11 protein-coding genes and 1 pseudogene are annotated in these 21,496 nt (G+C 65.2%); 9 read left to right on the top strand and 3 right to left on the bottom strand.

The genetic code is table 11. From position 1 onward, the window contains the following. Positions 1 to 86 precede the first annotated feature (86 nt). The 4 genes from KA383_06690 (at position 87) to KA383_06675 (ending at position 4,400) form a co-directional block, all read left to right on the top strand. Positions 87 to 1,004 (top strand): hypothetical protein, encoded by a 918-nt coding sequence (locus tag KA383_06690; GenBank protein ID MBP7745804.1) that lies wholly within the window; start codon positions 87 to 89, stop codon positions 1,002 to 1,004. A gap of 199 nt (positions 1,005 to 1,203) precedes the next feature. After that, positions 1,204 to 2,586, top strand: a complete 1,383-nt coding sequence (locus tag KA383_06685; GenBank protein MBP7745803.1) for a PQQ-binding-like beta-propeller repeat protein — start codon at positions 1,204 to 1,206, stop codon at positions 2,584 to 2,586. A 143-nt stretch (positions 2,587 to 2,729) separates the two neighbouring features. After that, positions 2,730 to 3,566: an AAA family ATPase gene (locus KA383_06680; GenBank protein ID MBP7745802.1), complete on the top strand. Its 837-nt coding sequence runs from the start codon at positions 2,730 to 2,732 to the stop codon at positions 3,564 to 3,566. Positions 3,567 to 3,641: 75 nt separating this feature from the next. Next, positions 3,642 to 4,400: a hypothetical protein gene (locus KA383_06675; protein ID MBP7745801.1), complete on the top strand. Its 759-nt coding sequence runs from the start codon at positions 3,642 to 3,644 to the stop codon at positions 4,398 to 4,400. Positions 4,401 to 4,604: 204 nt separating this feature from the next. Here the strand turns inward: KA383_06675 and KA383_06670 are convergent, their stop codons facing one another. Both KA383_06670 and KA383_06665 read right to left on the bottom strand, forming a co-directional pair. Further along, complete coding sequence (locus KA383_06670; protein MBP7745800.1) at positions 4,605 to 7,715, bottom strand: hypothetical protein; 3,111 nt, start codon at positions 7,713 to 7,715, stop codon at positions 4,605 to 4,607. Between the two features lie 76 nt (positions 7,716 to 7,791). Next, positions 7,792 to 8,742, bottom strand: coding sequence for a PEP-CTERM sorting domain-containing protein (locus KA383_06665; GenBank protein ID MBP7745799.1), 951 nt, complete (start codon positions 8,740 to 8,742; stop codon positions 7,792 to 7,794). A gap of 249 nt (positions 8,743 to 8,991) precedes the next feature. Here KA383_06665 and KA383_06660 point away from each other — a divergent pair, with 249 nt between their 5' ends. The 5 genes and pseudogenes from KA383_06660 (at position 8,992) to KA383_06640 (ending at position 19,140) form a co-directional block, all read left to right on the top strand. Beyond that, positions 8,992 to 9,579 (top strand): sigma-70 family RNA polymerase sigma factor, encoded by a 588-nt coding sequence (locus KA383_06660; protein MBP7745798.1) that lies wholly within the window; start codon positions 8,992 to 8,994, stop codon positions 9,577 to 9,579. Then, entirely contained in the window at positions 9,569 to 12,262 is a 2,694-nt protein-coding gene (locus KA383_06655; GenBank protein MBP7745797.1) for a serine/threonine protein kinase, read from the top strand. Before KA383_06660 ends, KA383_06655 begins: the two co-directional genes overlap by 11 nt. A 95-nt stretch (positions 12,263 to 12,357) precedes the next feature. Then, positions 12,358 to 13,827, top strand: a complete 1,470-nt coding sequence (locus KA383_06650) for a transposase (protein MBP7745796.1) — start codon at positions 12,358 to 12,360, stop codon at positions 13,825 to 13,827. 648 nt (positions 13,828 to 14,475) lie between these two features. Further along, positions 14,476 to 14,768: pseudogene (locus KA383_06645) on the top strand (integrase core domain-containing protein). 778 nt (positions 14,769 to 15,546) lie between these two features. Further along, complete coding sequence (locus KA383_06640) at positions 15,547 to 19,140, top strand: hypothetical protein (protein ID MBP7745795.1); 3,594 nt, start codon at positions 15,547 to 15,549, stop codon at positions 19,138 to 19,140. 1,635 nt (positions 19,141 to 20,775) lie between these two features. On the opposite strand, the gene KA383_06635 is transcribed toward KA383_06640, so the two are convergent. After that, positions 20,776 to 21,153: a hypothetical protein gene (locus KA383_06635; GenBank protein ID MBP7745794.1), complete on the bottom strand. Its 378-nt coding sequence runs from the start codon at positions 21,151 to 21,153 to the stop codon at positions 20,776 to 20,778. Positions 21,154 to 21,496: the final 343 nt, after the last annotated feature.

Genomic DNA, 21,496 nt, shown 5'->3' with positions numbered 1-21,496 from the left:
CCGGCTGTGTAGCGTTCGCGCGAGGCCTTCCGCGCCGCGGCGCCGGCTCGTAGAATCGTGGACAAGCCGCGGGCGAGGAACATGGCATGTCGGCGGAGCAGTCAGACAACGCACCACGACCGACCAGGCAGGACCCCGTGCAGAAATTCGCCCGGCGTCTCAAGGCGTGCCTCAAGCGTGGACGCTCGAACGAGGCTGTGCGGCTGTTCATGGACGGCGTGGCGCACGAGCTGCTCCCGGATCGCCCAGACTTGGCGCGCTGGCTCATGAAGGTCGTTGGGCGGACCGAGACACTGCGGCTCGCGAAGGCGTTTGCGCTAAAGGAGTGCTTCTACTGCAAGAGCGGGCTCGATCGTTGTGACGCCTGCGACGGTCGCGGCTATCACCGTGATCAGAAGGTCTGCGAACGCTGTGTCGGCGTCGGCGTGGCAGCGTGTGACTTCTGTACGGGCTCCGGTTGGGTGACGTATAACTACGTCCCCACGGGGCTGCGTCTGTTGGTCATTCTGCAGCGCGCGAAGGCCGCCACGGGCAAGGCCGACGTACTGCTGCGCAAGCCGATCCCAAGCGTATCCGCGCGTAGTTCGCGCGAAACGGGCAGGGCCCTGGCCAAGGAACTTGTCGTGCTCAATCGTCTCATGGGCGTATTCGAGAACGCGCTCGCGGTCGTTGAAAAGCTCGCGTTGCGTGGTTCGCAGACCGGCCCAGGCATGGTGAAGCTGGTCAGGGCGTGCCTGCGCACGGCACGCAAACTGCAGATCCGCACGCGTCATGTGCTACGCGGGCTGGCGGACTTCGCGCGCATGGAATCCACCCGTGCTGCCAAGTCCGCGTCACGAGCGGTGGCGGCTCGGCGCGCGCGGTTCTATGATGGCCTCGTGGCTTCCGAGAGCTTCCTGGGGACCGGTCTGTATCACCCGCATCTGGAGGCACGAAGGGGGGCGCCTCGTCCCAGTCCTACACTCCTCCCACCTGCCGAGCCGCGGGCGGACGCAGCCGACTAGCTCCGTCCGGCCCGCGGGAATCGAGCTCAAGCGCCCGCGCCAGTCGCGGCAGTGGATTCGCTGCTCACCTCAGTTGTGGCGGACCGTGGCCTGCATCGAGATCGCCGAAACGTGCTGCCGTACCGACCACGCGATTGAGTACATCGACCTCACAAGGCGGAGGTTGAAAAGGTCCAGGTCATATGGAAAATGTCGGCTGATGGAACCGAAGAGACACGGTTTGCGCTGGCTGTTGGTGGTCGCGGCGTGCTTCCCGCTCGCCTCGGTGAAGGCCTGGGCCGAGAATTGGCCGCATTGGCGTGGCCCAGCCTACAATGGGTCCAGCGCTGAGACCGGCTTGCCTGCCGAATGGTCAAAAACGGAGAATGTCGCTTGGAGTGTGCCGTTGCCCGGGCCCAGCGGCGCGACACCGGTGATCTGGGACAACTACGTATTCGTCTCCTCCACCGACTTGAAGAACCAGGCGCTCCTGGCGGTGGCCGTGGATCGCAAAACCGGTTCCGTGCTGTGGCAACGTCAAATAGCCAGCGGAATTCGGCGCGACGAGCGAACCACCTTGGCCAATCCATCCCCTTCCACCGATGGCAAGCGGGTCATCTTCTTCTACGGGAATGGCGAGTTGGTCGCCTTCGACTTCCAGGGCGTCAAGCTCTGGTCCCGCAATATCGAAACCGACTACGGCCAGTTTGCGTTCCTCTGGGCCTTCTCAAGCACGCCCCTTCTGTTCGGGAACGTCCTTTATCTGCAGGTTCTACAGCGCGACGTCCCAGTGAATGGCCGGGGACGGGCGGATGGTCCGAACGATTCGTACCTGTTGGCCATGAATCCCGACACAGGTAAGGAACTCTGGCGGCACATCCGTCCGACCGACGCCGTAGCCGAATCGCGCGAGTCGTACGCATCTCCCCTGCCGTTTACGGTGGGTGATCGGGCGGAGTTGTTGTTGGTCGGCGGCGATTGCCTCACGGGCCATGATCCCGCCACCGGCAAAGAGCTTTGGCGCTCCGCCTCCTGGAATCCCGACCGCAGCACTATTTGGCGTCAGGTCGCGTCGCCCGTGGCCGGGACTGGGGTCATTCTGGGTTGCCCGCCGAGGGCTGCTGTTCATGCCGTCAGGGCAAGAGGGGCGACGGGCACTGCCGATGCGGAAGTGGTTTGGAAAGCCGAGGAGGCGATGTCGGTGGACGTGCCCACGCCCTTGTTCTATCAGGGCGATTTCTTCGTGCTCAGCGATCTGCGCAAGACCCTCTCGCGCGTCGAACCGGCCACCGGCAAGGTCAAGTGGTCGATCAAAGCACCGGGGCGCGCCAAGTACGAGGCCTCCCCAACCGGTGCGGATGGGCGGGTCTACTTGATCAACTCCAGCGGCGCGGTGTCGGTGGTGAACGCCGAGAATGGCGTGGTCCTCCGGACGATTCCGATGGGGGAGGATGAGGAGGACATGGTCCGCTCCACAGTCGCCGTTGCCCAGGGCCAATTATTCATCCGAACGAGCCAACGACTGTACTGTGTCGGCCGAAAGCAGGGGCTCGGCACGGGCGCGGACCGTGTTCGTTGTGCTGCTGGGCAACCACCACGGTAGATTCGGACGGGACCCTCGGTGACCCTGGGCTACCAGCGGTTTCTGTAATGGTATGCCACCCGCTGATGGATTGTCATTAACGCCTGGACTCCTGGCGGTGACATCAAGATGATCGAACGTCAGGTAACCACCCTCCGCCAGTCGTGCTCGATGAGATTCAGTTCGCGCCCGAGCTCGTGGCGGCGATCAAGCGGCGCGTGGACCGCAAGCGAACCCCCGGCCAGTACGTGCTGACTGGCTCACCGCAAGGGTCGGTGCTCAAGTCAGCCAGCGAGTCGCTCGCCGGACCGGTGGTATTCCTGGACCTGGAGGGATTCAGCCTGGCGGAGATCGCCGAGGCGACGACGGCCGAGCACTGGTTGCGACGCCACCTCGACGATCCGGACGGCTTCGTGGTCGAACTTCGGGCGGGGATCGAGCGCATCGAGCTGCCGCGCACCGTGTACAAACAACTGGGGTGGGGCGTCCTGCCTGAAGCCAATGTGTCACGTGGCGCAATTAACCTGTCCGGTGACACCCGGAACCTGCGCGGGTCAGCGCGGTACGGCGCCTGCGTCCGATACCGTCTCGATGCGGAACCGAGCACCAGCGATGTAGCGCGTTCCACCCAGGCGGTTACCGTCATCGGCCTGCGCGTAGTAGGCCACGAAGATCTGCCCGTCCTCGAGTTCGCAACCAACCGGATAGCCCATGTCAGGCCCGGCGCTGTCGGCCTGGATCACAAACTCCGCGCTCCACGTGCGGCCCTCGTCGGCGCTGACGATGCCGCCAATCCCATAGGGTACTCTTCGCCGGGCAAAAATCACGAGGATGCGCCCGTCGTGCAGCCGGATCGGCCAGGGGGAGCGATAGAAACGGCCGGCGAGTGTTGGTGGCTGGCCGGCCACCAGCTCGTAGGGCCCGGTACGCGGCCGACCCCAGCACAGTGCACGGCCGTCCGTGATGGCGACCGGTGGCGCCCATGTAGCGCCGTCGTCTGAGGATGTCGACAGGCAGATGGCGTTGCAGAGCCCGCTAACTGCTTCAGCGTCGGGGTCGATGTGGAGCGTGTAGCAATGGAGCGCACCACCCGGCAACAGCAACAGGGCGGCGTATGTGAAGCGTCCGGCACCGGACCGCTCGATGATCGGTCGGCTCATATAGTGCCAGGACTCGCCGTTGTCCACGCTGGAGAAGATCGCGGGCTCGGCCCCCGCCAGCGTCGGGTGGTCGGGGTCTCCGGCCTGAAAGACCGCCAGCAGCCTCTTGCCATCTGGCATGCGGATGACCGGCGGCGCGTGGCGATGCACCCAAACTCCGGGACCGCTTGGAGAGGTAATGATCGTGGGCACGTCCTCCCAGTTGCGGCCGCGGTCGGCAGAACGCAGCGCAAAACAGACTGGCGTCTGGACATGCTCCGGCGGATAGAAGGTGCGACCGAAAAAGAAGACAGCATTCGGCTGGAACATGTTCAACGTCTGCCGCCGGGCGCGCGCCGGGAACAGGAACGCCTGCTTGCGTTCCGGCGACAGGCGTTGATCAAACAAGACAGTCTGGTCTTCTTGAGGCCACGTGCGTCCGCCGTCATGACTGCGCTGCATCAGAACGACGCACCGGTCCTGAACGGCATAGTGATCCAGTTCGGCGGGATCCTCGTACGCGCAGGGAGCGTGGTAATGCCCGAGAATCATTTCGCCGTCGCCGAAGTACTGAAAGAGCACCTCGCGCGGGTGGCTGCAGTAGCGATGTGGGTCGTAGCAAATGCGGATCGACTCGACATCCACGGCCCGCGGGTTCGCCTGCGCTTCGACGCGGGCGCGCGGTCGCGGGTGTGACTCGAGGCACCCCATGTGTACGGCGAGGGCAACCCCTCCGATCCCGGCAGCTAGTAGAAGAAGTCGCCTGGTCCGGTGCGAGGATGGCCGACGTAATTGACGCGCTCGTTTCATGGTGATCCTGGTCGTACTGCGGCTTCACGATGAGCCCCTGAAGTCTGTGAGCGGCGCCACCGTCGGCAGCCCGCCGAACGTGCCACGCCATTACCCGCCCGCGAGCAGCGCGACAAACGGATTAATGTCGCCGAAGCTGGGATAGACGCCGTCGCCGTTGATATCGCCGTTGACCGGGTTGCAGCCTGGGTAGGCGTTCAACCAGGCGTCGTAGCTGGACAGGAAGAGCACAAACGGATTGATGTCGCCGAAGCTCACTCGCCCGTCACAATTCAGATCACCGCGTGCGGCCGGCAGGCGAACGATCCAGGCTTCCGTTCTTCCAAGTTGGTTGTGCCCGATGCCGACGATGGTCTTGCCGTCACCGGAAATCCCGCGGGCCTCGTTCAGGGTCCAGCCCTCCAAGTTCACCGGGTCAAGACCGAATTCCGTGACGAGCGCGATGCTCAATTCGCGCATCCCGTGCGCCGCATCCCAGATGAACGCCCGTTCGCCGTCGTCCGTGGACCCTAGCCCCACAACCACTGAACCGTCGGCAGAAACATCCCAAGCCTCGGCGTACACGTACCCACCGGGCAAATCACCGATGCTGACCATCCCGCTCGCCGCGGTCCAAACGAATGCGCCGTTTCCAGCATCGGCGTTGCCCGACCCGACGATCACGGCGCCGTCCGCGGACACGCCGCGTGCCAGGCTGTGGCATGAGCCACCTGGCAGATCGCCCAAGCCCACCATCCCCTCGGGGGCTGTCCAGCGAAAGGCCATGTACGGGCATGAATCGCTTTCGTCACTCTGGCCGACAATCGTGACGCCGTCGTTGGAGATCGCGCGAGCGACACTGAAGTATGGGTTGCCGGAGAGGTTTCCCAAGCTCACCATGCCGTCGGCCTCTGCCCACCGGAAGGCCTGCTCCCCGGACAAGGAACCTCCGTTGTACAGGCCGTTCGCCCCGCCGACGACGATCGCGCCATCGCCGGATACGCCCCAGGCTTCGCTGTCGAACGGACCGCCCGGCAAATCGCCCAAGCCCACCATGCCGGTCGAAGCCGTCCACCGAAACGCTTCTGTCGTGCCGCCGGATGCGTTGGCCGACGCGCTGAAACCGACGACGACGGACCCGTCGTACGACGCGCCCTTGGCAAGACTGTGCAGCCCACCGCCTGGCAAGGCGCCCAGTCCAGACATGCCGGATTGAGCAGTCCAACGGAAAGCCTCCGCGTCCCCAGGAGTGGAACTGCTCCGTCCTACCACCACCAGCCCATCCTCGGAAACGGCCCAGGCTTCGCTCATCGAGTTGCCACCCGGCAGATCCCCCAGGCCGCCCACGAACGTGCTAAAGGGGCACAGGACGGTTTCACAGGTAGTACCGGCACCGTGCCACACGCCGGCGCACATCCATTGCGTGGTAACCGTGCAGGTATTGTCGACCAGACAGCAGGCACCGGTCGGCGCTGGGCACGGACTGGTAGCGCAACTGGTTCCCGCGCCCAGCCACGTTCCTGTGCACGCGGCCTCCGTAGTCATCATGCACCAACCGTCATCGAGGCAGCAAGCACTGGACCCAGGGAACTCAAACGGCTGCGTCGGTGGCACGAAATCCCCACTGTAAAGCACGAGCTGGGAGACGCGCAGTTCGTCCACCAGCCCCGCGAATACGTCGTTCGATCCGTCGGAATTTCCGATCGCCAGGTAGTCCGTTTGCGGCACAATCGCGATCTGTTGCCCGCGAAGCTGCCCATCCCAGAACAGCGACAACTCCGTCGTGCTTTCGCGGTACGTCAGCGCGACGTGATGCCAATTGGCGTCATAGTCTACGTACCCCGTGCTGACGACGAACTCGCTGCCGCGGTACTCGAACGCGTGGCCCTGGTTCGGCGCAAAACGGAAGCGGTACTCCGACGATGGCCCGAACTCGACGGGACATGGATCGCCAAACGATGCACCGCCATCAGCCAGCGCGTTGACAAAAAACTCGATGGTCCAGTCGCCGGTGAGGTTTGGAAAGGCGTGGGTCCAATACGCCTGATCATAGGCCTGCCACACCCCGACGGAAGTGCCGAAGCCTGGCTGTCCGGGCTTAGCACAAGTACTCCCGGCAGCGATAGGCCAGAGCGGTAGAGTCCCATGGACATCCCGCAGGACTGTGCTTCCGTACGGCTCGTCCAGGTGATAGAGGGCGACCGTGAGCGTTTCAAGGCAGGGGTTGGGCTCGCAACTACTCCCGGCGCCGTTCCACTGCCCGCCGCAGTCCGGCTGTAGCATCAAGCTGCAGGTGTAGTCCGCGGCACAGCAAGCCCCCAGGCACGTGAGAGAATCGCAAATCGCGCCACCCCCCAGCCACGTGCCTGGACAATTCCATTCTTCGGTGAGAATGCAGGTGCCATCGCCTTGACAGCACGCTCCAGTCATGAGGCACGGATTCGTCGCGCAGGCGCTGCCAGCGCCCAGCCAGATTCCCGTGCAGTCGGCCGCCGCGATGTCGCTGCATGAACCGTCCGCGTGGCAGCAGGCCCCGAGATCGGTTTCTCCGAAGGGAACGGCCGGGGGCGTGAAGTCGCCCGTGTAGACCACCGTGTCGCAGACGCGCACCTCGTCGACCCGCCCTGCGAAAACCCATTGGCTGTCATTCGCACAGCCGACGGACAAGAAGGTGGTGTCTGCGACCACGCCGATGAGCGACGCTTTGAGCACGCCATCGTAGAACAATGTGAAACGGCTGGTCGCGGCGTCCCACGTCAGCGCGACATGGTGCCAGTTGGAGTCGTAGTCCACGTAGCCCGTGGTAAGCACGAAGCTGCTTGTCCGATACTCGAAGGCATGCCCCTGGTTGGGCGCGATACGGAAGCGATCGACCGCGCTGGCACCAAATTCGACCGGGTTCGGGTCGAAGATCGGATTTCCGAAGGAGTTGAAAAAGAACTCAATGGTCCAGCTTCCCGTGAGGTTGGGGAACGTGGTCGTGCGATAGGCCCCAGCCCAGGTCGTCCATCCGCCCACCGCGGTTCCGAAGCCCGGCTGCGCAGGTTGACCTTCTGTCGGTTCGTCCTGGAGTTGCGTCAGCGAATGACCGCCGACGAAATCGCTCACTGTCATCCCTGTCAGCTCATCCAGGTGGTACAGCGCGACCGTGCTGGCCCAAGTCGATGGCGTGAGGACAAAACCAACCACAGCGGCGCAAAGAGCGACTCCTCTCGCACTCATGCTGAGATCTCCATTCGTGCTCTGCCGAATACTGATGCGGCGTTGTCCCGTGCGGCAGCTGGGACGCGACGATCCGCTAGTGTCGCCGCCCGGCCAGAATCAGGCTGACCAGCAGCAAACCGAGCGTAGCCGGCTCGGGAACCTTGAAGGCGATCTTGTTCGGCTGAAATCCGGCCGTCAGGTACGTATTGAGATACCCGCCACCGACGGCGAATTCGGCAAAGCCGTCGGGGTTGCGCATGCTCGCCAGCAGACGGCCCGACGCGGGATTGAAATCCAAGCCAATTCCAAACGTGCTGTTGGGCGTATCGTAACTGCCGACGAGGGCCCCGCTGACAGGGTCGTATTCGGTCACATCCGCTGGTGCGCCGAACGCCTGAAGCTGCGTGGCAAACACGTTCCCGTTCGGCCCGACGCCCAGGTCGAAGGGAAAAACCAGGTTGGTCGCGATAGTCCGGATGTACACACCGGTGCTGCCGTCGAACTCGACGATGCGGCTGGCGGGACTCGTGCCGATCTGGTCCAGAGCGAACAGGTTGCCGCTCGGCCCGGCAAACCCGATTCCCTGGGCCGATGTGAAGGTGTAGCCGCTCGTGAAGGACCCGAGCGGCGCGCCCGTCAAGCCATCGAAGCGCAGCACGCCGTCACTGGCGGCGGCAACCAGGACATCCGATCCAGGTCCGTTGGCGAGGTCGCGACCGTTTACCTGTGCGAATGTGCGGATGAAGTTGCCGAGATTGTCGTATTCCTTGACGACGTTATTGCCGGACACCGGGTCCGCGCCACCGACCAGCAAATTCCCATCGGGCCGGAACAGCAGGCCGACCGGGGCGTTCAGCGTGCCGGCCTGGGTGAAGGGGCCCACGTAGGCGTACGTCGTTCCGTCGAACTGCTGGACCTGCCCACTGTTGGGCGAGGTCAGGTACAAGTCTCCGACTGCTCCGATTGGGCCCGCAAACCCGCTGACGCTTGAGGAAAACGCGACGGCCACGATACCGAGGACCGCTCCAACAATCCGCTTGTTCATAACTCCTCTCCTCGACGCTCTGCTGTAACTCAATTACGAACAATTAGTTACACACTTATACGCCAAGCCTGCGTAGACTTGCTGCTCCAAGGACAATCACGTCAACAAGGCCCAGACCCCATCAAAAATGACTCGGGAAGTCGCCCCGGCGGTTCCGAAGAGGCGAGTGGCCGCCGCGAACCGCGCCCTGTCGGAGCGGCCAGCACTGTAAAATGGTTGCTGCCCGGGGTGCGACGTGGCAGATGGACGATGGGAACACCGCGACCCAATCCTGACGTGACCCACTGCCTCGAGCTGGTCAGCCGCGGCGACCAGGCGGCCGCCCGGGAGCTCTTGCCACTAGTCTACCAGGAGCTTCGCGCACTGGCGCAGAGTTACCTGCGCGAGCGCGGCGGTGAGCGTTCGCTGAACGCGACCGCCATTGTTCATGAGGCGTTCTTGCGGCTGGCTGGCTCGCCTGCGGGTGGGTGGGAAGGGCGGGGACATTTCTTTGCCGTCGCCGCCAAGGCGATGCGGCAGATCGTTGTGGATCATGTACGTGCCCGACGCACGGCGAAACGTGGCCGGCGTTGCGGCCGAGTCGCGCTCGAAGGCTTGATTTCACCCGACGAGGCTGTGGAAATCGATCTGCTTGATCTGCACGAGTGCTTGACGCGGCTCGCGGCGCTCGACCCGCTGCAAACCCAAATCGTTGAACTGCGCTTTTTTGCCGGGCTAACGGTCGACGAGGTCGCCAAGGTCATCGGGTCCTCCAAGGCCACCATCGAACGTGAATGGCGAACGGCGCGCGCGTGGCTGGGGGCCGAGTTGCGCAAGGACCGCAGTGATGACGCCTGAGCGCTACCAGCGAGTCAAACACGCCTTTTTGCGGGCCTGCCAACTCCCGCCCGAGCGTCAGGCCCAATACCTGCTTCGACTCAGCGCACGCGACCCTCAAATGCGCAACAGCGTCGCGGAGATGCTGGCGGCTGATGCCCAGCCTTCGTCGCTGAGCGACCCGGCGCGCCTTCAGGCGTGGTTGGGACTGGCCGCCGCGCCAGAGGAGATCGAGAGCCAGCTACCCCAGAGTATCGGTCACTACCGGATCATCAAAAAACTCGGGGAGGGGGGGATGGCGATCGTCTTCGAGGCCGAACAGGACCAGCCGCATCGGCGTGTGGCCCTCAAACTCATCCGGCTGGGCCTGCCGGCGGCCGCGGCGCGACAGCGTTTTGCGCACGAAGTCGAGCTGCTGGGTCGCCTGCACCATCCGGGGGTCGCCCACATCTACGAAGCCGGCACGGCCCAGATCGGCCGCGCGCAACTGCCCTACTTCGTGATGGAGTACGTCGAGGGCATTCCCATCACGGAATACGTCACGGGCCAGCAATGTAGCCTCGCCGAGCGGGTTCGGCTGGTCGCCCGCGTCTGCGACGCGGTCCAACACGCGCATGAACGCGGCATCATTCACCGCGACCTGAAGCCGGGGAACGTCCTTGTGGATGCGGCTGGGCAGCCCAAGGTCTTGGATTTCGGCATTGCGCGGGAAACCCGCGACGGGCTCCCCGCGGTGGGCGAAATGACGCAGGACGGTCAGCTCCTTGGCACGCTCGCCTACATGAGCCCGGAGCAGCTGGCCGGCACCTCGGGCTCCGTGGATGCGCGCTCCGACGTGTACGCACTCGGCGTGATCCTCTACCAGCTCCTCACCGGTCACCGGCCCGTCGAGATCGCGGACTGTTCGCTGCGCGAAGCGCTGCGCCTGATCTGCGAGCATGAACCGGTGCCGCCCGGCATCGTGGACCGGCGGCTGCGCGGCGACCTGGATACCATCACGCGAAAAGCCTTGGAAAGGGAACCACAGCGCCGCTACGCCAGCGCGGCTGCCATGCGCGAAGATCTAGAGCGCTACCTCGCAAAACTCCCCATTCGGGCCCGTCCACCCGGTCAGCTTTACTTACTCGGTAGGCTTGTCGCGCGCCACAAGGCGCCCGCGGCGCTGCTCGGCGCGCTGCTTCTCGTGTTGGTAGTCGCCAGCGTGGGCATGGCGTGGCTGTACGGGCGCGCCGCGTCCGAAGCGCGAGCCGCTCAGCAAGCCAGCCAGTTTCTGCAGCAGACGCTGACTTCGATTGACCCCGAGCGATCGGGTCACACGGTGCCGGTCCGCGAGCTGCTGGACCGCGCTGCCGCTCGCGCCACCGACGAATTGCGCGGTCAGCCCGAGATCCTTGCCGATGTGCAGCAGACTCTGGGGCAGGCCTACCGTCGCCTTGGGCTGTACGACGCCGCCGAGCGACAACTTCGCCAAAGTGTCGCGCTGCGCCAGGAACACGCGGCCGGCGCGGCCGCCTTGGCCGGCGTCCTGAAGGACTTGGGCGACGTGTTGATTGAGAACGGCCGATACCCCGAGGCCGAGCGCACGCTGCGCCAGGCCCTGGCACGCTACCCCACTGGCGCCAGCGCCGCGGTAGCACGGGCCGACGCCCTGGCCAGCCTGGCGCGGGTCTGCAACGCGCGGGGCGATTTCGCGCAGGCGGCGCAGCTGTACGAGCAGGTGCTCGCGCTGCGTACGACGCGCTGGGGCGAGCAGCACACGAGCATCGCCGATGCACTCAACAGCCTCGCCGTCTGCCTGCTCAACCAAGGGGAGTACGAGCGGGCAGAGACCCTCCTACGGCGCACGCTGGAAATGCGCAAGAGCCTCCTCGGTGAACAGCATCCGGACGTCGCCAGGACGCTGAACAGCCTGGCCACCGTGCTGTATGCCCGTGGCGACTACGCCGCAGCGGAGCCGCTTTATGAACAGGGCCTGGGTGCCTGGCAGGGCACCCAAGGCGCCGAACATCCGTTCGTGGCCACCATCATGAGCAACTTGGCACTGCTAATGACGGCGCGCGGCGATCTGGATGGGGCAGAACGCTTGCATCGCGCTGCTCTGGAAATTCGCCGAAAACTGCTTCACCCACAGCATCCGGATATCGCTTCGAGCCTGCTGAACTTGGCCGGTATCCTGTTCAAGAAAGGGAATGTGCTTGGCGCCGCGCCCTTGGCTACCGAGGGGCTGGCCTTGTTTCGCAGCGGACTGGGTGCAGATCATCCTGAAGTGGGTACGGCGCTTGTGCTGCTTGCCAGGATCGATCGCGCTCAGGGGGAGACGACCGAGGCGGAGACCCATGCGCGCCAAGCACTCGCCATCTTGCAGGCCCGACTCCCCGATGCGCATCCCGACATCGCCGACGCGCTCGCCGCGCTGGGTAGCGTGCTCACGGACAAAAGAGAGTATCCTGCCGCTGAAGAGCTGTTGCGCCACAGCTTGGAGATTCAGTGCCAGAAGTTGGCCCCCGAGTCCGTTCCCTCGACGCTGTCCGAGCTTCAACTCGCCGAATGCCTGGCGCTGTCCGGGCAGCGCGACGAAGCCGCCACGCGGCTGCGCACCGCCCTTGGCGTCCTGGCAAAACGAAGTGGCCAGCGCGAATTCGAAGTGCAGCAGACAGCGGCGCGGGTCACCGCGCTGCTCGATGCCGCTCAATCTCCCCAATGAATCGAGAGGTGCGTGCGTCTCGCCGCGCCCCTGCAGGGTCTGCCAGGCAGTCCGTTGCAAAAGTCCCCTTGACGGCGGGCACTAGAAATGCTAGGATGCGGCCCGTTCGAAAGGTTACGGAGGATGGCGTGATGGCGATGGGACAGCGGCCCGCGCAGCGGCAGGCGGACTTTTGGATCGCGACCGACCGGCTGGCCCCCGCGCCGGCCCACCCGTTCTACCAGAAGCTCAACGCTCTGCGGGCAGCGGCCGGGTTCGACCCGTTCTGTGCGGCGGCCTGTCAGCCATTCTACGCCCGGAAGTTGGGGCGCCCGTCGATTCCGCCGGGGGTGTACTTCCACATGCTGATGCTGGGCTATTTCGAGAAGCTCGACAGCGAGCGGGAGATCGCCTGGCGCTGTGCCGACTCGCTGGCGTTGCGGGCCTTCCTGGGCTACCGGGTGGACGAAGGCGCGCCGGACCATTCCAGCCTGTCGCGGACGCGGAACCGGATCGACCTGGAGACGCACCAGGCGGTGTTCGACTGGGTGCTCAAGCGGCTGACGGAGCAGGGTTTGCTGAAAGGGCAGACGTTGGGCATCGATGCCAGCACGCTGGAGGCGGATGCGGCGTTGAAGTCGATCGTGCGGCGGGACAGCGGGCAGAGCTACCGCGAGTTCCTGACGGAGTTGGCGAAGGCGTCGGGGATTGAAACGCCGACGGCGGAGGAGCTGGCGAAGTTCGATCGCCAGCGGAAGGACAAGAGCGCGAGTAATGATGACTGGTTCAATCCGAACGATCCCGAAGCGAAGATCACCAAGATGAAGGATGGCCGCACGCATTTCGCCTACAAGAACGAGCACGCGGTGGACCTGGACACGGGGGCGATCGTGGCGGCCGAAATTCACCTGGCCAACGAGGGGGCCACGACCGCGATGTGGGGTACGCTGGAAAAGGCGGCGACCTCGCTGCAGGACGTCCGCGAAGACGCCCAGGTGCAGGCGACCTGCCAGGCCCACGGGGTGGCGGATCCACAGGACGAGCTGCACCTCCAGGCGACGGTGCAGGACAAGGGTTACCACAGTGCGCAGACCCTGGTGAACCTGGAAGAGCTGGACATCCGCGGCTACATCGCCGAGCCGGACCGCGGGCGGCAGCGCTGGACGGCAGAGGATCCGGATGAGCAGGAATACAAGCGTCGCGGGCAGCAGGCGGTGTACCGCAACCGCCGGCGGCGAAAGCGGGCGCGTTCCAAACGCCTGCATCGCCGGCGTGGCGAATATGTGGAACGGACGTTCGAACACGCGCTGGATGATGGTGGCATGCGGCGGGTCTGGCTCAAGGGGCGGGTGAAGATCGCAAAACGCTATCTGATCCACACGGCCGCGTTCAATCTGGGGCTGATCATGCGGAAAGTGACCGGGTTTGGGACGCCGCGTGGCTGGGTGGACGCGGCCCGGGCGGCCGCGGAGGCCTGCGCCGGCTGGCTGCGTGCCCTGAGGCGGCCAGACGGACTATGGAACCGACTCGCGGCGCTGTTCGGCGCTCCACCCGCGCCGACGGCCGAACGCGTGCGCGCGGCATAGGCCGGCGAAGAAAAAGGACTTCTACAACGGACTGATAGTGGCCAGCCGAAGCGGGCAGCGTCAAGAAACTCGCTGGCCGCTATGGCGGGTGATGACGGTTCGATCCCGGCTGCCATTGTCGGCGGCAACAATGGCAATACAACGAGCAAGCAGCGCGCAGTGTTCACGGATCGTCCTCCGCTGCGATATCGAGCACGACAGGCAAAGGCGATTCTACCGCGTGGGCGACGCGAACTGGAAGGAGCGGCCAATTCAGGTTGTGCGCCGCGTGGGGGCGCGCCGCGGACGCAGTTCGAGTCGACTCTGCTCGAACACGACGTGGCCGATTCGAACGTGAGGAATCGCACCGCCGGCCACCGCAAGCCGTTCTCCCGGACCTGGCGGGCGTTTCTGGAAAACCACGTGCCGGACATCGTTGCGATCGAATTCTTCGTGGTCGCAACCATGAGCTTGCGCTTGTTGTATTGCTTCCTGGTGCTGCGGCATGACCGGCGCCGGATCGTGCACTTCAACGTCATCCCGTGTCCGACCGCGCGCTGGACCGCGCAGCAGGTCGTCGAGGCCTTCCCCTTTGACGAGGCGCCGCGCTTCCTGATCCGGGATCATGACGGCATCTACGGCCAAGACTTCCGCGAGCGCGTCAAGCACCTGGGCATCGACGAGGTCGTGATCGCGTACCGCTCGCCGTGGCAATCCCCGTATGTCGAGCGACTGATTGGTTCGATCCGGCGCGAGTGCTTGGATCACGTGATCGTCTTCAATGAGGCTCACCTATTGCGGATACTCACCGACTACTTCGCGTACTATCACCAAGCGCGAAGCCACTTGTCGCTCGAACGGAATGCGCCCAACCGCGTAACGTCGAGCTGCCCAGCCGTGGGCGCGTCATCGCGATTCCGCAGGTAGGGGGGCAGCATCATCGGTACACGCGAGCGGCCTGACACAGCCTGCGCTCGTCGGTCCTGAAGTCAGGACACGCGGACATTGCGCGCCTCTGCCGCAGAGACAGCCGCTTCGCGGCCCTCGAGACGCTGACCGGGCGGCGCGCTCGGGCTGCGCCGCGGCGCCGACCCGAGCGTCCGTTGCTCCACAAGGGGCGGATGACATTTTCAGTATCGACAGGTGTACTTGGAGAAAGAAGAGACACAGCCGGAGGTGCAGTCACGGCACGGGCGGGTGGTGGTGCGTAAGCAGCACGCGCGTTGTCGGGCTTGCGGCGGTTCTTTTTTCCCCTCAGGTGCGTGATTGGGGGTTGATCGGAGAAGTTCCGCTGACGCCGCGGGCGGCGCGGCGGCTGGCGCGCGAAGGCGCGCTGCACTCCTTCGATCAGGCCGCGTTGGCGTTGAACGAGGACTGGGACACGCACCTGGACGGCAAGCAGGTCCAACGCTGGGCGGAGGCGTTGAGCGAAGTTGTCCGCAGGGCGCGGGACGCCGACGTGCAGGCCTACGAACAGGGGCAGCGTCCGGCCGGGCCGCCGAATGCCCCCAACTTGCTGGTGATTGGGATGGACGGACTTCGTTCCGTCGATCACGCATGCCGATCACCTCGCGACGCCGAAACATCCGGTGCCAAGATAGCCTCGCCGAATCACGCTTGCGCACGTGCGCCACAACAGCTATACTGCGTCGACGCCCGGGTTCCAAGTGCGCGGTCGGCATCTTCCCGGCAATCCCGCTTTGCAGGGGCCGCCGCCCGGGCACGCGCGAGGGTCAAGCCATGGCGTTAATGCGACGAGATCTGGGGATCGCCTGCACTGCGGCCGTATGTCTCGCGCTGGGGCACGCCACCCTCGCGGCGCCGGACCCGGTGCAACTCGCGCAGGGCTTTCAGCATCCACCGCCCGCCGCGCGGCCGTGGGTCTACTGGTTCTGGCTCAACGGCAATATCACGCGGGAGGGCATCACGGCTGATCTGGAGGCGATGGCACGCGTGGGCATCGGTGGCGTCCTGATCATGGAGGTGGATCAAGGCGCGCCGGAGGGGCCGGCGGGTTTTGCGACGCCGCCCTGGCGCGAGCTGTTCAAGCACGTCTGTGCGGAGGCCGCCCGCCTTGGCCTCGAGGTCAACATGAACGACGACGCCGGCTGGTGCGGCAGTGGCGGACCATGGATCACGCCGGAGCAGTCGATGCAGAAGGTAGTCTGGTCGGAAATGCCGGTCGAGGGGCCGCGCCATTTGGATGAGGTGCTGCCGCAACCCCAGGCGCTGGCGGACTTCTATCGTGATATCGTCGTGCTCGCGTTTCCCGTGCCCAGCGCCGAAGCCGCCGGCAGTACGCCACAGCGGATCGAGGACATCGAGGGCAAGGCCGCATTTGCGATGCGGCCAATCCCGCCGCGCAGTGCGTGGCCAGCGAGTCCGCTGGAAGCCGTCATCGCGCGCGAGCGGATCATCGACCTGACCAGCCAGTGCGGACCGGATGGCAAGCTCTCCTGGGCCGCGCCGGAGGGGAAATGGCTGATCATGCGTTTCGGCCACACGACGACGGGGGCGGTCAACTTGCCCGCGCCGCCGGTCGGCCGCGGACTGGAGTGTGACAAGCTCTGCCGGGAGGGGATCGAAGCGCACTTCGCGGGTCTGATGGCGAAGCTCGTGGCGGATGTTGGGCCGTTGACCGGCAAATCGCTGGTGGCTACGCATATCGACAGCTGGGAGGTGGGCTCGCAGAACTGGACGGCCCGCATGCGTGCCGAGTTCCAGCGCCTCCGCGGCTACGACCTGCTCCCATTTCTGCCGGTCTTGAGTGGCCGCGTGGTCGAGTCCCTCGAGGTCTCCGAGCGTTTTCTGTGGGACCTGCGCCAGACGATCTCGGATCTGCTCGTGGAGAACTACGCCGGCCACATGCGGACGCTCGCGCACCAGCACGGCCTGCGCTTGTCGATCGAAGCGTACGGCGAGCCCGCGGACGACATGGCCTACGCTGGCCGCGCCGATGAACCGATGTGCGAATTCTGGTCCTACGCCCCGTACGGCGCCGCGGACACGTGCACGGTGATGGCATCGGCGGCCCACGTGTACGGCAAGCCGATTCTGGGGGCCGAGGCGTTCACCGCGGACAGCAACGAGAAATGGCGCGAGCATCCCGGCTCGATCAAGGCGATGGGCGACTGGGCCTTCTGCGAGGGCGTTAACCGGTTTGTGTTCCACCGCTACGCCTTGCAGCCGTGGGCGGATCGCCGCCCCGGCATGTCGATGGGACCCTGGGGCCTGCACTATGAACGTACGCAGACGTGGTGGGAGCAGTCCAGGTCGTGGCATGAATACCTGTCGCGCTGCCAATACCTGCTGCAACAAGGGCAGTTCGTCGCCGACATCTGCTACCTGGCCCCCGAGGGCTCACCGCAACACTTTGTCCCGCCGACGGCCATGGTGCCGGACAACCCGCCGCGCCGGCGTGGCTACAACTTCGACGCGTGTCCGCCGGAGGTGCTGCTGTCACGCAGCCGGGTGGAGGACAAGTGCCTCGTCCTTTCCGAGAGCATGCGCTATCGGCTGCTGGTGCTGCCGCCGGTGGACACGATGACGCCGACGCTGCTGCGGCGTGTGAAGGAACTGGCGGAGGCCGGCCTGACGGTGCTTGGCAACCGCCCGCTCAAGTCGCCGAGCCTGACGGACTACCCGCGCTGTGACGCGGAAGTGGCCGAGCTGGCCCGCGAGCTATGGGGTGAGTGCGACGGCAAGACGCAGGTGACGCATGCTGTCGGTGCCGGCAAGGTCGTGTGTGGCCAGTCAGCCGAGGCGGTCCTCGCCGATATGGGCGTACCGCCGGACTTCGAGGCACAGGTCGCCGGCGGTGCAGTCGAGCCGCGTTTCATCCATCGCACGCTCGACGACGTAGAGCTCTACTTCGTGGCAAACGGTGACGCGCGCCCGACCGCGGCGATGTGCACGTTCCGCGTGCAGGGTCGGCGGCCCGAACTCTGGCAGCCCGAGACCGGGCTGATCGAGCCGGCACCGATATACGAGGAAGTCGGCGGCCGGACACGCATGCCACTCTGGCTTGGCCCGGCGGAATCCGTGTTCGTTGTCTTCCGGGCTGACACCGCCAGCACCGACCACGCCGTCGCGTTGACGCGCGACGGCCAGCCCATTCCGCCGCCCGCCGCACCATTGGCGAAGCTCACGGTCCAGAAAGCCACGTATGGCGTCCCCGGGGATACCGCGCGGACCCGCGACGTGACCGCGGCAGTGCAGCAACTGGTCGAGCGCGGCACGCGCGCCTTCCAGGTTGCTTCGCTGGCCCGTGATGGCGATCCGGCCTACGGCATCGTGAAGACCCTGCACATCGAGTACACCATCGACGGCCGGCCGCGCGTCGCCACCGGCACTGATCCACAGACCATCCGATTGCAGACTGCGCTCCACGAGATCGCAGTGCGCTCCGCGAGTTACGGCGTGCCGGGCGACAAGGAGCGCACACGGGACGTGACTGCCAAGGTGCAGCAGCTCGCGAACGAAGGCGTCTACGAGTTCCGCGTGAGCCGGATGGCCGAAGGCGATGACCCGGCGTACATGGTCGTGAAGACCCTGCGCGTGGAATACACGTTGGACGGTGTCGCGCAGGCGGCAAGCGCGACCGATCCGGAGACCATCCGCCTCATTGTGCCGCCACCGACCCCAGCGCTCTTAAGCGTTTCAGCGGAGGGTCGCCTGACGCTCACGGCCTCGCAGCCGGGTCGGTACGAGGTGCGCTGGGCATCCGGTCGGACACAGGTGGTCGAAGTCCCGTCCATCACGCCGCCGCTGGAGGTCACAGGCGCGTGGGACCTGAGCTTTGCGGCGGGCTGGGGAGCTCCGGATCGGTTAACGCTTCCTGAGATGAAGTCATGGACTCTGCACGATGACCCGGGTGTTCGGTACTACTCGGGCACCGTCATTTATCGCGGCAGTTTCGACGTGCCGCCGGAGATGCTGAGCCCGGGCCGGAAGCTCTATCTGGATCTGGGCCGCGTAGCCGTCGTCGCCGAGGTCAGGTTGAACGGCAGGGATGTCGGCACGCTCTGGAAGACACCGTATCGCGCCGACGTCACGCCATCTGTTCAGGCCGGCGCCAACGTACTGGAAATCCGCGTCACCAACCTATGGCCTAACCGCATGATCGGCGACGAGCAGTTGCCCGAAGACAGCGAGCGCAATCCGGACGGAACACTCAAGCGCTGGCCCGATTGGCTCCAGGGTGACAAGCCAAGTCCCACGGGTCGCTACACGTTCACCAGTTGGCGCCTGTGGAGGCAGGACTCCCCGCTGCTCGAGTCAGGTTTGCTGGGTCCGGTGCGAATCGAGACAGCGGCGATATTGGAGATCGAGTAGCCCGATCAGCCCAAATTTTGCTCGGGTAGGGGCGCTTGGCAGGCCCCGCACGCTTCGGTCTCACATCACCCGGACGGAGAGGCCGTGATGCGCGTGGCGAGCGCGATCGCGTTCTTCCTGCGGGCGGTGCTTGGTGACCGCGCTGCCGTCGCCGCCGCGACGGCGTCCTTCAAGACCTCACTATCCGGCCGCGGGTGCTTGCGCCGATGATTCTGATGATCGGCGCAAGTACCGGGCGGATTAACTCTCGCTGCTGCAGGTACTTGTGATTGGGGCTGTTTCGGGAGCGCAAACGACTCGCGCGTCACCCTTGAAGCGGGCGCCGCCGGTCGGGACGCCCGCATCCGTTTTCTGAAAGCCCAAGTCGAGATCCTCCGTCGCAAGTTGGGCGGCAACCGGGTCATCCCGGGCCCGGACGACCGCGCCCGGCTGCTGGCGATTGACCAGGAGCTCAACCACAACGTCGCGGAATTGATCGGCATCGTCACGCCGCAAGCGTATTCTCGCTGGGTGGAGGAGCTACGTACAGGCCGGAAGCCAAGGCGCGTCGGCCGGCCGACGATTGCCCGGAACCTGCCTGAATCGGCAGTTCGGTTGCGGTACCGGCGCGGCCTCCCGCCCGCGAGTTGCGGACCCGTCTGTGGGCCAGGACTTACGGCGTTCTGCCGATCGACCTTCGCCGAGAGCGCGTGAGGATCGAATTGACCTGCCCGGTGACAGGCGTTGGGGGCAGTCTTCGTCGCCCGCGGTGGCTATTCGCAGATGGCGTCAATTCCAAGCTCAACGCTGCGTGGGCTGTACCCGCCTTCCAGCAGGTACAGGCACGGGAACGGCTCGAAGAGGTCGCGGATCGCACGGTATTAGCGTCAGCGCTATGGCCGGCGTCGGTGGAGTCGCGTTGGCAAGCCCGCCCGCGAGAACGCTCATCGCGACGATGACGGACAGGCTTCGCGCCATGATTTGTCTCAACCTTGATTCGCCACTTCACTTGACGTCCACCCGGCTAGGCTGTCGGGGGATGTTCTGACATTGTACAAGTCCTCGGGATTATGCGGCACCCGAGCGATCTTGCCGCATTTTTGACAGTGGCTTGCCTGCCCGTGTCGGTGGACGGCGTCTCGATCCTGCCCCTCCCCCAAACTCGCTCCGCGTAATCTGGCAGAGACTTGCGCGTTTCGCCTCTTGCTACCCGATCAGCTACGGTTTCGCCTGACAGAATCTGAACGGAGGCGCAGTGACGAACGTGATCGGGCTGGTTCTCGGTTTTCTTCGCGCTGCCCTCCTTCCGCGCGCGACCTTGACGGCCGAGCACTATCTCCCCTGACAGCAGCTCGCCCTGCTTCAAGTGACGATGAAACGGTCCAGACCGTCGCGGCTCTAGCGCTGGCCTCACAGGCGTCCAAACGGACTCTCGTATCAACTTGTCCGGCAGCGGGTGCTTGCGCCGATGATTCTGATGATCGGCGCAAGTACCGGGCGGATTAACTCTCGCTGTCGCAGGCACTTGCGATTGGGGCTGTTTCGGGAGCGCAAACGACGCACGCGTCAACATGGAAGCTGGCGCCGCTCGTCGTGACGCCCGTATCCGGTTTCTCACGCCCAGACCCTGATCGAGTTCTCCGAAGCTGGGCAGCCTCAGCATCCCGACGCCTCCGCCGCGGGGGCGCTGGTGGCCAGCACCGCCAAGACCTCGGCGAGCATCTGCCGCTCGACACGCCCGAAGACGTGCACACACCGCGCGCCGGGCAGCACGATCTCAATCCGTTGCGCTGCTGCCGGCGCTGTGTCCGCCATGACCTGCACCGGCACCAGCGGCGGCGGCACGTGGACTGACCCGCACGGTGCTGCCGCGTCCCGGCGAGCCAAGCGTGTTCGCCACCAGTAGAACGCCGATTCCCGCACCCCGTGCCGCCGACACCAGGCCCGCACCGACAGCCCGCTGCCGGCCTGCGCCCCCAGCCGCCGTCGCCAGAACTCTTCTTTCTTCAGATCCCGTGGCGTGCCGCGCGCCATACCGGTCTCCGCTGATCACGGAGACATCCTGCCCGTACCGATTGTCGAATTGAAGATGGGGTCCGCCGGACGCTTACCCCTACGGCCACACCAGCCGCCGCTGCGGCGACTCATCCGGCGCCGGGTCCGCCGGCTGGCGGACGCGCATGACATTTTCCGTATGCACAGGGGTTCGTCGAGCTTGGCGACAGCCTCCAGGGCTTCGGTTGTACTCAGAAGCGAGTCGCCATTCTTCGTCCATCACCGGCTGGGCTACTATACTCTGTCGAAGGGCTTGACAGCGTGACTCCGGGGCCGCCCCCTGGAAGGTGCGAGCACCATCTTCGTTCTCTACCCCTTGCCG

This window comes from Phycisphaerae bacterium (assembly GCA_017999985.1).
Lineage (GTDB): Bacteria > Planctomycetota > Phycisphaerae > UBA1845 > Fen-1342 > JAGNKU01.
Note: the sequence above shows the minus strand (reverse complement) of the source record. Positions and strands in the feature narration are given on the sequence as shown.